Genomic DNA, 12,186 nt, shown 5'->3' with positions numbered 1-12,186 from the left:
GAAAAGTCGCGGCGCGGACAGGCCACTTCCCTCTCCATAGAATCATTTCGCCGCGTTCTGGGGGAAATAGACTAAATGGCCACTATTCAACACCCCTGGGATGCTCGACAACCTGTCGAGAAGCGCCGTCCAAAAAATCCAATGGTCCCTTCGCCATAGATGTTCATGGTGGCTGCCCAGAAGCAGAGCACCTAACCGCCTGCCAAAGCAAAGAGCCCACCGGAGAATCCGGTCATGGTCGACTTCAAGATCTTGGTCGATACGCTCAGCCATGGCGTGGGCTGGGCAACGTTAATCGCCGCGATCGGCGTCATCTGGCAACTTGTCTACGGCTTCACCAGGGACAGGCACGCCGACAAGATGGCGGAGAAGCAGAGCCAGCTTGAAGTGTTGAAGTTCAATCATCAAGCGACGATTGAAAAACAAAGATTTGAATATGAAAAGTCCAAGTGGCGTGAGCAACTCGCCACTCAGCTTGCGCTAAAGAACGTTGACGCAAGGCTTGCCGAATACTCCAAAATTTGGCTCTTGGTGAAGTCGGTGACCCGACACACTCACCAATCAGAGACGCTTAATCAAGACAGTGCACGAAAGATTGCCAGCGATATCGAGTCGTGGAGGTATAGCGGCGGGGGATTGATCGCTGAGGAATCCACAAGAGCTGCCGCACTGGCCTTTCAGACGGCGCTATGGGACTACGACGGAAGTGACGAGGCATTCAAACGCATTCGTCGAGCCAGGAAATTGCTACGAGTCGCGTTGCGCGCGGATATTGGGATTGGCGAAGATTCCGAAGGCCTGAGCCTCTTCGATCAAGTCACCGGACGCAGCAGGATTGAGGAACCCCTTGCAGCGCTCAATAAGGAGCTTCGCATTCAGCGCGAGTGACCTGTATTCAGCAACAGTGCCGAGATCGACGTCGTCGGGGACTCGACTACTTGAGCTTCGTCGCGAATGGAAAATAGGTACCAGGTTGACTTACCGACACGCGGGGATGCCGGCGATTTTCGTCATCCACGCTTGGTCATGGCGCGCAGATGCGATATCACTGACCACCACACCCACCGTCATACGCGCAAAAAGTATCGGCCATCACTGACAGGCGATACCGTCGCCGTTTTGCTAACGTCGCGGTGTCACTCGCGGGGGCAGAGGTTGTGCTTGGGCGAGTGGCCATGACCACCGCGTCATGAGGCGCGGGCCGAGAGTGCGACAACACTCCCGACCCGCTAACCAAAACCAACTTGAAGAGAGTTGATGATGGCTGCTCACGATCATACGACACGCCTACGCCTGCCACCTGCCGATGGCAGAGGTGCTACGGCGCTCACCGGCGGCTCGCCAGTCCACGGCCTGGCCCCCGTCCACCCTCCCATGCGTCACCCGATACTGCTGGCGTCTGCGGTAGCAACCACGTTGCGAATGCAGCGTGACCGCTGGCGCCAGCGTCGGGCCACCGCGCGGGTACGGTGGGCTCAGCCGGTGGCGCTGCGGGCTTCCGGTGACATGAAGGCCGGCTTTGAGGCAGCACGTTGCTGTCTCGAGCACACGGCCGATGGGTCACAACACCCACCCACCGTCGCCAGCTGACCGCGTTCGATGATCGCCCCCGTGGCGCATCGAAGCTAGGTTCGGTGCGCCATCCTTCGGTGTTCATTGACCTTTGAACAAGGCATTCGCCTACACGATTCAGCGACCCCGCCGAGTCGTCGTTTTACCGTGCCTGACAGGAAATTCAGCCGTGTCCGAGACCTATCCGATCGTGTTTGTCTGTGGCGCGAGCGACTATCACAACGCCCTCCTGATGGAGCGCGTGCTCGACACCCACGACATCAACTTGCTGATCATCGGCAACCGCCCGGGCGCCGACCGTCTTGCAAAACGCTGGGCCAAACGAACCGGCACCAACGTCGACATCGTGCCCGCCCTGCCGGAGTTTGGTGATGGCCCCGAGCGTTGGCGCGGACTGCTGGTCGCCCTGCTCCAGTCAGATCGTGTGCTTGTGTTTGGGAGTGATCAGGTATCGCGGATGATCGTGGATAGTGCGCGAAGCAACTGCATCTGTGTCGATGTCATCGACGACGAAGACTATTTGCGTCCGTTGCCTTTATAGATCTGCCCGTGAAATCAGGGGTACTCCAGAGGTAGTTAAGCCCTGCCACTCGGCAATCAACCACCTCTTTCTCTGCCGATTGTTCGGATCCTTCTGCAAGCGCTTAAGTCAAAAGACACAAAGAAACCGCCTTTCGACGGTTTCTTTGTTCTTACTGGATATCGATGCAGAACATCGTTATCACTGATTCGTGCCAAGGGGGGGGGACTCGCCAAGCATCGTCTATGCCATGGTACGCCTAAACTTCTCCGATGTGGTCTTAGAAGTTACCCGCAAAGTTACCCGCACTTGATCAACGCTGCGTAAGGTCGAGCTTGCCTTCGACGGCATCCCACTAAATCGTTGCCGTTTCAACATTGTTCGGCAAGTTGAGCTTGACAATGTATCGCACAGATTCGCTTAGACCTGCCGCTAAAGCGAGTATTGGTGATCTCACGTCACACCACGCAGACTCTCCCCTACCCTCGATAACACGGGCTAATCGACTGATGCAACCTCACTGCCACCAGAATGCGGCAAGCGAGGCCGGTGCGACGGCGCCAGCAATCAAATGTCCACACCCTATGTGTAGATCTTGTTTGAAGGTAGTGAACATGCCGCCCCAATGAAGACGCCGCCGATATTGGTCGGCTCATAGATCGCGCACCGCCCATCTGCGGAACATGGCACCAATTGCTGCCAGCGATCGATCACCGATTGATGAAGTCCCATCGAAGCGCAACCGATGACGCCAGGAAATGCACGTGGTAGATGGCCACTTGCGAGTGCAGTCCAAGGCAATTCATTCCAGGGCTGGTGAGCTACGCCTTTTGAATCGGGACAAAACGGGTAGCTACACGCATCGAACTGCACAGCGATGTCTGGTACAGCCAAGCGAGTTTGCATCCACTGGAGCGCTGAATCTGACAAACCACTTTCGTCGTTGGAAGTGGGATAGCCGCCTCCCACATCCGCATGCGCACCAGGAAATAGCGCCTGAACAATATTGCCCGCATTGCGTTCACTCCATAGTGTCGGGGTGAAGTCACAGCGCTGCTCGTCGATGGAAACGGCATGGATACCGTACTTGACTTGATCGCTCAACGCCGTCGACGCAAACTGGAATGTGTCAAAGCGCGTGCCATCCAACGCATATTGAGGAATGCCGTACGCACCAACCGTGTCCCACACCGCCACCGCTCTCACTGGGATATCCGTTATGAACGTGGCCGGGTCAATGGCGTTGGTAAGGAATCCGGGCAGATTGGAGATTGCATCCGTAAACCTATTCCACACGGCGCCATTGGACAGCACGGCCTGGCGGTAGCTGTACCAGGCAGAGGCCCCCATGCGATAGGCGTTTTCCTTGTCGGTGAAGTCAACCTTGCCAGGATTCAGTAGACCTTTGGTGGTAATCAGCCCCGCCAGCGCCCTGGCTGTGTAAGCGCCACGGCTAAAGCCGACTAACACGATTCTGTCTTGATCCCGGTAATTTCGCGAAACGTAGGTGTAGCCGCGCACAATGCGGGCAATGATGCCGGCACCCATCGCACCACCGAGTAGTTTGATGATGGCGTTGCGCGAGTCACCAACACCATGGATGTACTTGGCAACCTGCGTCGCCCCACCGCCGGGATCGCAAACACGCTCCTGCTCGTCGGCGAGCATCATGGTGCCGGGCGTATCCTGACCCTTCAGCGACAGGAAAAGCTTGTATACATTGGTGAAATTCGCTTGGATCGTATCGTCATCGTCCCGCCCGGGGCCGTTCCAGGTTCCATCAGCACAAAACACGATCGTCTTCCCGGCCATGACATCTCCTCGTGATAGCTATTTAGCGGACACAGTAGAACCCCAGCTCCTTGGAGGCGTTACCTGCCCCTCCCGCTTTCCACGCTGCCAGATGACTCCCCACACGGGCACGAGGACATATTGGCAGTTGTCTACTCTTCCTTGGCATAAAAGCGATTAATAAAGACCGTGACGCCCGTGGCCAAGAAGGTCGCAATGAACAAGCCGGCACGCTCCCACGCAATGTCGTTGGTGGCAGTGCTTTGAAACAACGTCACCTCAAGCAGCCGATCCAGCTTGCTCACGACGTAGCCTGAAAGAAATGCCGATACCGTTACGGAGATATCCTTGAACCGTTTTCGCTCCTTCTCCGTGTAGGGCGCCAAGCCTGTGCCGACGACCCAGCCACACAGGCCACCGACAAGCGCCACCAGTCGGTTAATCCATGCGGAGCTACCCCCGGATGCGACTTCAGTGGTCAGTCGCCAGATAAGGACTAGAACCAGTAGATAGATGCCATCAGTGAACAGAACGGTGACGGGGGCAGTCGACTTCATCCAATTGCCAAGAGTCATGTCGGTGGCTCTCCTATGCTCCCGTTGGCTTGAGTGGTTGGCTGGCGACTCTGGGCTGGAATAACACGGCACGTTGTTGGGTGAAATAAACCAATTGGCCGAGCAGTCGCCAACCGGCTGATGAAACTCTGCTAGAGATGCCGGCAGTTATTTGACGATCACACTGTCGAAATTTCCGACTGGCGGCCTGAATTGCCGATAGAAGAACCCGGGCTCCTCCTCTATTACTTGAGACCCACGTTTCGATGACGCCCATAAGCAGCGCTGTTGCTCACCCGAGTCATCCGATTGGCATATTGATCCCAAGGAAAAACCGGCGCGACATTCACCGCAGTACTTTGCGTCACTCAACCATGAGAGCGAAGATGTCATGGCACTGCCGGTAACTGGCAAAGAGCATCCTCTCTGGCAGCGTTTGCGAAGGAACCCATGTTAAAGACTCTGTGCGCAGAACTATACGGCTAATCACACTTATGCCTACTTCCGTAGCCGTCGTTGATGTTCCCAGTGGAAGCGAGTGGGTGCCAACAAATGTGCTCGTGAGTGCGAAGGACCACTTGGTTTTCACTACCACAGGGACATGGAAAGACTGGTTCATCACCTGCAACGCCGATGGTTATGATGGACGCGTTCTATATTTCATAGGGTACCCACCGCGAATCCAGGATTCCGGCAGGTATTTCCGGCTAATGGGGCGCATCTTCGAAGAAAGCGAGCCACATGTTGACGATCAACGCAAGACATTCGTAATAGGAAGCGCATCTGAGATTGTCGCAGACCGATCCGGTCTACTGTTCGTCTTTGCCAACGACCGACTGGGGTATTACGGCAACAATAGTGGTCAAGTGAGTTTGACGATCGCGGTGACTCGTGCCTGACAACTTGGCGTGCCTTCGATGCGGGAAGGCAAATATCGTCACTTCATCCGGATGCCGTCCTGAAGTCGGCCGTTTGGCCGATGTCGAAGCGACTTCGCGACGCCACCGTTGTCACAAGTACTTTCGGCCAGTTCAGATGCTTGGGTATACGATGCCATGGCTACTGAAATTCAGTATCAGTACTTCCGTTCTCTTTACGATGAGGAGAATGATCGTTACGAATCACTGGAAAGCAAAGCAAAGCTATACATCACTATCATTACCTTCTACATTGGATCCCTTGCGTTCAAGCTCGACGAGGTAAGGGTTTTTATAACCGAGTTCAAAGTGCCTATAGGATTGGTGCCACCGACAGCGCTTTGTTTTCTGGCTGCATTGGCCCTGAGCATTTACGCCGTTCGCATAAAGAACTTTGAAAGTCCATCGGCACCCGAAGACCTGATTGCGTCATGGCCAGACAACCCTGTTAGCAATGAAGAATTTCTCGATGATCGGATCGCCGACCTTGCTGTAGCGACCGCTCGAAATTCAGACCAAAACGATAAGACGGCCGATGCAGTTGCGCGTGCTGGCTGGTCACTTCTGACTGGCGTGACTCTGCAATTGCTTATGTTCGCGATAGCCGGCCTTAGCCAACTGGATATTACTCATGGGCATTGAATCCGAACCACCCAAGAAACCCGATAAGGAACGCCAGGACACGGGTCGCAATCAAGCGAATCCTGATCAGAAAAAGTCGCCAGCCGGATCTGGTGAGGCGCTTAGGAAAAAGATGAAAGAAAGAGAGGCTCGGACGCACCTTAAGAAATGATCCACATTTCCATGCGCGACCTTGCTTCTAACTCAACTTAAAAGTATCCGAGTCGAGTTTCAGACGCCCGCCTTACCCACGATAACTGGCCCTAATCGCTGGACACATGAATAGCTGAGGCATTTGCCGCGCCGTGACGAGCTGTATGTGTACCGACCTTTGAGCCCAGCGAAATCCGTGCCGCGAGACCCTGCCAGCTTCCGCCAAGCCCCTTGATCAGGCGGATGCTGCTCTCCAGTTGCCGCCGCGTCAGGTCGTCATACGCGCGGCGTTGCGCGAGGCTGGTGGCCTTTGTCGTCACCACTTCCAGGTAGTCCGTGACACCTGCCTTGTAACGCGTCATGGCTAACGTTTCCGCCTGAAGCGCTCAGTCGACGGCCCGCTGTCGAACTGTCGCCTCGTCGGACAGCACGCGCAATGAGGCCAGATTGTCCTCGACATCCTGAAAGGCCGTCAGCACCGTTTGCCGATAGTCCGCCGCAGCCGCATCTTCTCGGGCCTGCGCCGCCTCCAGCTGGTGCTTGCGGCGACCGCCATCGAAGATCGTGCCGACCAAGGCTGGTCCTATGGCCCAGAAGCGACTGGGCAGCGACGCCCATTGCGCAAAATTTGACGCCTCAAAGCCGCCCGAAGCCGACAGCATCAGCTCCGGGAAGAATGCCGAAGTCGCTTCGCCCACATCCGCATTGGCCGCGGCGACGCGTCGTTCCGCGGCAGCGATATCGGGCCGGCGTTGCAGCAGCATCGATGGAACGCCAACGGGCGAACTCGGCAAAACCATCGGCGATGTCGACGCTGACAGGTCCAGTGCAGAAGGCGGCACGCCAACAAGTGTCGCGATGGCGTGCTCGTAGTGCGCGCGGCTTTCGCCAAGATCAACCCATTGCGCCTTAGCCACCTGCAACTGGGTATCCGCTTCCGCAGCCAAAAGGGGTCAGAGTGCTTTTCTTGAGCTTCGAGTCACTCTATCAAGCCCCCCCCTAATCACCACCGAGAGAGAATGCGGACCCTAAGAAGCGCTAACTCAAGTGTGCATGTCGACCGATCAAGACACAAAAAAACCGCCTTTCGGCGGTTTCTTTGTTCTTACTGGATATCGATGCAAAACATCGTTATCGCTGATTGGTGCCCAAGGGGGGCAACCAGAAACGAGGCTGCGTAAGGGCTACCACCGATTTTGGTGCAATTTTGGTGCACCAATTTCGTCGAGTCCCCAACGGGGACCAGAACCGAAGAATGGTTACTTGTCCGGATCCGGTGACGGCTGCACTGTGTTCCGGCGCGGTCTGAACAGCGCGCTGGCAATGGTCACTCTGCTGCTACTGCCCGGTGCAGGCCAATTTCAAAAGGTCCGCTGCGGCTCAAAAGCGGAAGCTTCAAACACCTTAGGCTTCTTCATGTCCTTCGAGCACCGGGTCGGGGTACACCCGCATCGCATATTTGAGCCGAAGAACACTAATGACATGCTGTACATGCGCCCTAATTGAGCCCGACGTCAGCCGAATGTCACCGAGTGCTGGCAGCCAGTATGACTACCCTTAAACGGCAGGCATAAGCCTCCTTTCGACGTCAGCCATTCCTTTGGGTGTGATTTGAACACGTGCGCTCTTTTGATCGAATTCGATATCCCTTCGCTTGTGAAGAGGGGATAAAACCTTGCTTTTAAATTGGGTCTTATTTGCGTATTCGACCCAACCTCGGAGCGACTCCACGTCAACCCAACTCGGCTCGGAATAAAGCAAGACAAGAACTTGATCAGACTTCTTGAGCGACGAATCTAAAACTCGCTTTACATCAGCCACACCCCAGACCAGGGGGTGACGACGACTAACCAATGCGTTGACCACCTCCTGCGCTTCACTGAGCGTCATTCCGTGGAAAATTCTCACCAACTCAGCCATGACCCACGACGTCGCAGACAGCACCATTGCCGAGTCAGCCGCGTTCGGACTTACATCACCACCAACATGACCAACTCCTCGATTGTTCCTTATTTCATATAGGTAAGGAAGCAGGCGGGGAATTTGGATTCTCAGCGATCGACTACCGATGGTATTCGGCGTTGGTTGCATTGCCTCCAATGCCCGACACGCATCAACCATATTGGCCGGCTTCGATGCCCGAATTGGATACGATCCAGTCAGCGCGCCACGAACAATTGAATAAACAATCTCACAGAATTTACCGCCATTTAGCTCGGCGGGCTCCCAGCGCCCCTCTGAATAGTTTGTAATGATTGACTGATAGCACTCAATCAATTCATCCCGTAATTCTTTCGGCAAATTTGAGAAAGCTAAAGACGGATTAAGCATCTTTCGCCTTGCGGTTACTTGATAAGTTCAGCGGCCGCGCTCAATCCGGGCGCCGTCAGCTTAAATCCAGATGACTTGTTCCCAGTAATCTTATTCTGGAGCGCCTTAATAGACTTCTGATGATTGCCCGCGTCGTAGCAGCCTTGCGACACACATAGTTGGCGCGCATCCGCGTCAGAAAATGAGGCCTCACCCGTTATCAAATATGCAGCCAGACCCTGAGTAAGGTACGCATCCATCGTCTGCTCCCGCTTGGACGTTGCATTACCAAGCAGCGCAATAACGGAAACCTGCCCCTGATCAAAATGAAAATAATTCTCAATTTTTTCCAGGGTGATGCCATTCTTGTGCATCCACTTCTGTGCTGACGCGTGGATGGACATGTTGTCAGGGTCTTCGCCGCCTTGATTCATACGCGACCTGCCTTCCCCATCAAGGCGGCCCTGTGGCTTTGCAGCAATAAAGTCGTCCCCGAGGAGAGTGAGAGACGCTTTCACGATACGAAGCCGCTGCTCTGTCTCAAATGCGGCAAGAATTTCAACAACCTTCGTTGTTGCTTCACCAGCGCTGCTCATTTTAATCCCCTGTCCCTGTTGGTAGAAAACAGCTAAAAGAATGGCGCAAGTGCCTATCGAGCAAATTTAGGCAGATTGCTAGCTAGCGTGCAAGCCGAGCACTCACTTTATGATCGGCCCCTACAATGTCGCAAACTCACCCCTTCGATTGACAAACAATCGTATTGGGCATCCTGTCCACGAATGTTGTTTTGCAGTGGCTTGCCAAGCAGCAAGACCATGCCTGCTACAAGCGGAAGCAGACATTCTTAGCGCGCCGTTAGAGAGCTTCAAGGAGGTTAGCTTGCCGGCAAAAAAGCGCATCATCGGGGACGGAAAAGCGATCAATCGTAAAGCGCCGGCGGATGGTGCACTTCTGTGTGCAATCTTGGTGCACGGGTGCATTTTTTGCCGCCTGAAACGACTTAGGCCACCCTTTCGGATGGCCTAAGTCGTTGTTTTCCTTAATTCAACAAATCGACAATCCCTTGCCAATATGTTAAATTTTCGTTAATGGTGCCCAAGGGGAGACCCGCATCGAGCCACAACCATCTGATTCTTAAGGAAGTCGAGTCCAGCCAACAACCATTCCTACCCAACTTCATACCCAAAATGAACCGCTTGGGTACACACCACTCAGCGGAGACACCAGGAAGCTCGGTCGATTGTAGTCCCTATTCGGGCATCAAACCGAAACGCTCGCACCACTTCCCTGCACTTCTCTAGCGGCAACCCTGCTCGCCAACCATCCAATTATTTCCGAGCAAAGCCAACCAACAGCACCCGGACTGAGCTGCACCTGCCCCGGGAACGCCCCCGCCTTCATCATGCGGTAGATGCTTGGGCGTGACAGGCCAACCATGCGAAGCACCTCTGGAAGCCGGAGGATGGCTGGCAAGCATTGTGTATTTTCTTTCATGCATTCATTCCTTTATGCGCGTCGAGACAGCGGCAGATGTTCTTGCCGTGTCATGTCCATCTCTGACCACTCGCCTGAAAGGCGGCGGGATATGGGGGGAACTCGACCCTAAACGGATCTAATTGCCGCCTCGGATTCGTAGTTCAAATTTAGGTCACAGGCTGGGGCTCTGCTTCGAGCATGGCTGTCCCCATGTGCAAGCTGTTCTGGGACACCACCGGGGAGCCTAGATGGACAGACCAATGCCTCTGTCCCATTGGGACAGGACAAGCTCCACACATGTCCCGTGCGGACGCACCGCCTTGGCGAGAAAGTCCACGGCTTCAATGGAGCCGGACACTTCAATCTCCTCGTGCGCAAGTATCTCCAATGCTCGCGCCCGGGATAACGGGCAAGACTTATCCATGAGATCTACGATGCTACGAGCAAGCTTCATTGCTACTCGCTGCACCTTCTCGTCCTCGGGAAGCAACTCTAGCGACGTCTGCCACGGCGATTTGGGCTGACGAACGTAGCGCCAGCAAGGCCAACCAGTACCTGCATCTCGCGTCCCTGGTGGAAAGTCTTTCAGATCGACGCCGCTTAACTCAGCCAGCATTCGCGCCACCGTGTTGTGTCCTATGCCAAAGCTGCGGGCAACGGTACGCGTAGACTCCCCTTCCGGCAGTGCCGATGCGCCTCTCTCAGTTACCGCCGCCAAGTACTGCCATGCTGCATCCAGCCTCTGTTCCCTATGCATCTCCAGGGATCGCCCAGTGCAGTTGATCGGCTTGGAGACGAGTACGGCGGTGGCGAGGCTCATCTGAAGAACACGAGCCGGAATGGCCTCCCGTTTGGCTGCCTGATAAGCAGCGAGGCGATGATGCCCATCCACAACATACAAGGCAGTAGCCACGTTGGGGCCGCCATCGTCTGAAATGTCGGCCACCAAGATCGGTTCCAACTGCGCGTCTCTGCTGCAATCCAGCACCAGACCAAGTGCGGTGCTGTGCTCAGCACTGCGTTGCTCGACTCGGCCACAGTCTTTGAAAGGTACCAATCGCCCGTTGCGGGGCTGAAGAGATGGCAGGGTTCTTACATCCGACAGGGGCAACATGCGTGCTTCTGCTGCCCTTAGCTGGCCCACGACATCCCAAAGGCTCATGGCATACCCCGCACTTCCGGGTGCGTATAGATGAGGTATTTCAGTACCTCTGCATTTCCCGTATCCCTACGGATCAAGCTCTCTAACCGTCGCTGAAACTGCTTGAGCCGATCGAAGGTCGGAACATCAAAAGCTACCGTGCGGATGTTTAGTGGCTCACTTAGCGCTAGGGCTGCAGCCAGCTTTCTTGGCTCTGCATCAAACATGGGTTCCTCCTCTCAGGGTTTCTCTCGTCTTTATAGGGTGACGAATCAGAAACCCGCTCCCGAAGTCGCTCCGGGGTGAGCAGGAATATCTAGACGACCTGCCCGTTAGAGGTCAGCGACCGGGCGGTTCCAGCAGTGTCGCCGGCGAAACCCCAAGCGCCTCGGCAAGGCGATGGATATTGAGCAAAGCTATGTTGCGCTGCCCGCGTTCGACACCGCCGAGGTAACTCCGAGCAAGCCCACTCTCCAAAGCTAGGCGCTCCTGAGAGAGCCCCTTGGCCTTTCTAATTTCAGCAAGTCGCAACCCGAAGAGGGTGAGTGGATCCTTGGGCATCGCTTCCTCCGGCCAGGAGAAACGATGGAACGAAGGCCCTTATCGGGCCACGCTCTATAAGGACACCCTCTATGAGTGACAATTTGATCGCAACATTTTACGATCAATCAAGGGACCAGGGGCAAACGGCACTCCCTTGCGCCTTGTGACCGTCAATTTTCATAGCCGTAGACTCAAGAGGGAACTACATGAAGCAGCTCATGGCGTGTTGCGCGACCGTCGCCGTTCTTCTTCTCAGTGGGTGCGCCACCCAAAAGGACTGGCTGGTCACCGGAGGAAGCCGCGCAGATGGCGTGGTTCGCCTCTCTTATGAGAGCAACGAATTTCAACGGCCTAACGCTAGCGAAGTGCAAGCCAATCATCTGGCCACACAAAAGTGCATGGCCTGGGGCTACAAAGGTGCGGAATCGTTTGGCTCGCAAAGCACTACATGTCAGTCACGGCGGGGATTTGGAAGCTGCGGCGACAGACTTGTGACCGTGGAATATCAGTGCACGACTTCATCGAACCCGTAATCCCTATACCGGATCGAAACCTAGCGCTGCGAATACCATGCGCAAAGCACAGACC

General features: G+C 55.2%; 15 protein-coding genes. 5 read left to right on the top strand and 10 right to left on the bottom strand.

The window, feature by feature from the left end; translation table 11 throughout:
* The first annotated feature begins 234 nt into the window (after window positions 1–234).
* A complete protein-coding gene (locus AC0GUR_RS08360; protein ID WP_472876999.1) occupies window positions 235–888 on the top strand; it encodes a hypothetical protein in 654 nt (217 codons plus the stop codon).
* A gap of 853 nt (window positions 889–1,741) precedes the next feature.
* Window positions 1,742–2,113 (top strand): SLOG family protein, encoded by a 372-nt coding sequence (locus tag AC0GUR_RS08355; protein WP_472876998.1) that lies wholly within the window; start codon window positions 1,742–1,744, stop codon window positions 2,111–2,113.
* A 561-nt stretch (window positions 2,114–2,674) separates the two neighbouring features.
* On the opposite strand, the gene AC0GUR_RS08350 is transcribed toward AC0GUR_RS08355, so the two are convergent.
* Together AC0GUR_RS08350 and AC0GUR_RS08345 are read right to left on the bottom strand one after the other, a co-directional pair.
* Complete coding sequence (locus AC0GUR_RS08350) at window positions 2,675–3,904, bottom strand: DUF2235 domain-containing protein (protein ID WP_472876997.1); 1,230 nt, start codon at window positions 3,902–3,904, stop codon at window positions 2,675–2,677.
* 131 nt (window positions 3,905–4,035) lie between these two features.
* Complete coding sequence (locus AC0GUR_RS08345; protein ID WP_472876996.1) at window positions 4,036–4,458, bottom strand: hypothetical protein; 423 nt, start codon at window positions 4,456–4,458, stop codon at window positions 4,036–4,038.
* Window positions 4,459–5,492: 1,034 nt separating this feature from the next.
* Here AC0GUR_RS08345 and AC0GUR_RS08340 point away from each other — a divergent pair.
* Window positions 5,493–5,996 (top strand): hypothetical protein, encoded by a 504-nt coding sequence (locus AC0GUR_RS08340; RefSeq protein WP_472876995.1) that lies wholly within the window; start codon window positions 5,493–5,495, stop codon window positions 5,994–5,996.
* A gap of 242 nt (window positions 5,997–6,238) precedes the next feature.
* Here AC0GUR_RS08340 and AC0GUR_RS08335 read toward each other — a convergent pair whose 3' ends face one another.
* Entirely contained in the window at window positions 6,239–6,490 is a 252-nt protein-coding gene (locus tag AC0GUR_RS08335) for a hypothetical protein (RefSeq protein WP_472876994.1), read from the bottom strand.
* Window positions 6,491–6,514: 24 nt separating this feature from the next.
* Window positions 6,515–7,045, bottom strand: a complete 531-nt coding sequence (locus AC0GUR_RS08330; protein ID WP_472877365.1) for a TolC family protein — start codon at window positions 7,043–7,045, stop codon at window positions 6,515–6,517.
* Window positions 7,046–7,181: 136 nt separating this feature from the next.
* Here AC0GUR_RS08330 and AC0GUR_RS08325 point away from each other — a divergent pair, with 136 nt between their 5' ends.
* On the top strand, window positions 7,182–7,634 hold the full coding sequence (locus AC0GUR_RS08325; protein WP_472876993.1) for a hypothetical protein: 453 nt from the start codon (window positions 7,182–7,184) through the stop codon (window positions 7,632–7,634).
* A gap of 51 nt (window positions 7,635–7,685) precedes the next feature.
* On the opposite strand, the gene AC0GUR_RS08320 is transcribed toward AC0GUR_RS08325, so the two are convergent.
* The 6 genes from AC0GUR_RS08320 to AC0GUR_RS08295 form a co-directional block, all read right to left on the bottom strand.
* Window positions 7,686–8,459 carry a hypothetical protein gene (locus tag AC0GUR_RS08320; protein WP_472876992.1) on the bottom strand — a complete coding sequence of 258 codons (774 nt, stop codon included), beginning with the start codon at window positions 8,457–8,459 and terminating at the stop codon, window positions 7,686–7,688.
* A gap of 14 nt (window positions 8,460–8,473) precedes the next feature.
* A complete protein-coding gene (locus AC0GUR_RS08315; protein ID WP_472876991.1) occupies window positions 8,474–9,034 on the bottom strand; it encodes a hypothetical protein in 561 nt (186 codons plus the stop codon).
* A gap of 664 nt (window positions 9,035–9,698) precedes the next feature.
* Entirely contained in the window at window positions 9,699–9,932 is a 234-nt protein-coding gene (locus AC0GUR_RS08310; protein ID WP_472876990.1) for a helix-turn-helix transcriptional regulator, read from the bottom strand.
* A gap of 226 nt (window positions 9,933–10,158) precedes the next feature.
* On the bottom strand, window positions 10,159–11,076 hold the full coding sequence (locus AC0GUR_RS08305) for a DNA-binding protein (protein WP_472876989.1): 918 nt from the start codon (window positions 11,074–11,076) through the stop codon (window positions 10,159–10,161).
* Window positions 11,073–11,282 (bottom strand): hypothetical protein, encoded by a 210-nt coding sequence (locus AC0GUR_RS08300; protein WP_472876988.1) that lies wholly within the window; start codon window positions 11,280–11,282, stop codon window positions 11,073–11,075. The genes AC0GUR_RS08305 and AC0GUR_RS08300 overlap by 4 nt, the downstream gene beginning before the upstream one ends.
* 112 nt (window positions 11,283–11,394) lie before the next feature.
* Entirely contained in the window at window positions 11,395–11,616 is a 222-nt protein-coding gene (locus tag AC0GUR_RS08295) for a helix-turn-helix domain-containing protein (protein ID WP_472876987.1), read from the bottom strand.
* Window positions 11,617–11,804: 188 nt separating this feature from the next.
* Here AC0GUR_RS08295 and yecR point away from each other — a divergent pair, with 188 nt between their 5' ends.
* The gene (yecR, locus tag AC0GUR_RS08290) at window positions 11,805–12,131 is read left to right on the top strand and encodes a YecR family lipoprotein (RefSeq protein ID WP_472876986.1); all 327 of its coding nucleotides are present in this window, start codon (window positions 11,805–11,807) and stop codon (window positions 12,129–12,131) included.
* The last annotated feature ends 55 nt before the right edge of the window (window positions 12,132–12,186 follow it).

The organism is Dyella sp. PARNA 12/25, from assembly GCF_055702865.1.
Note: the sequence above shows the minus strand (reverse complement) of the source record. Positions and strands in the feature narration are given on the sequence as shown.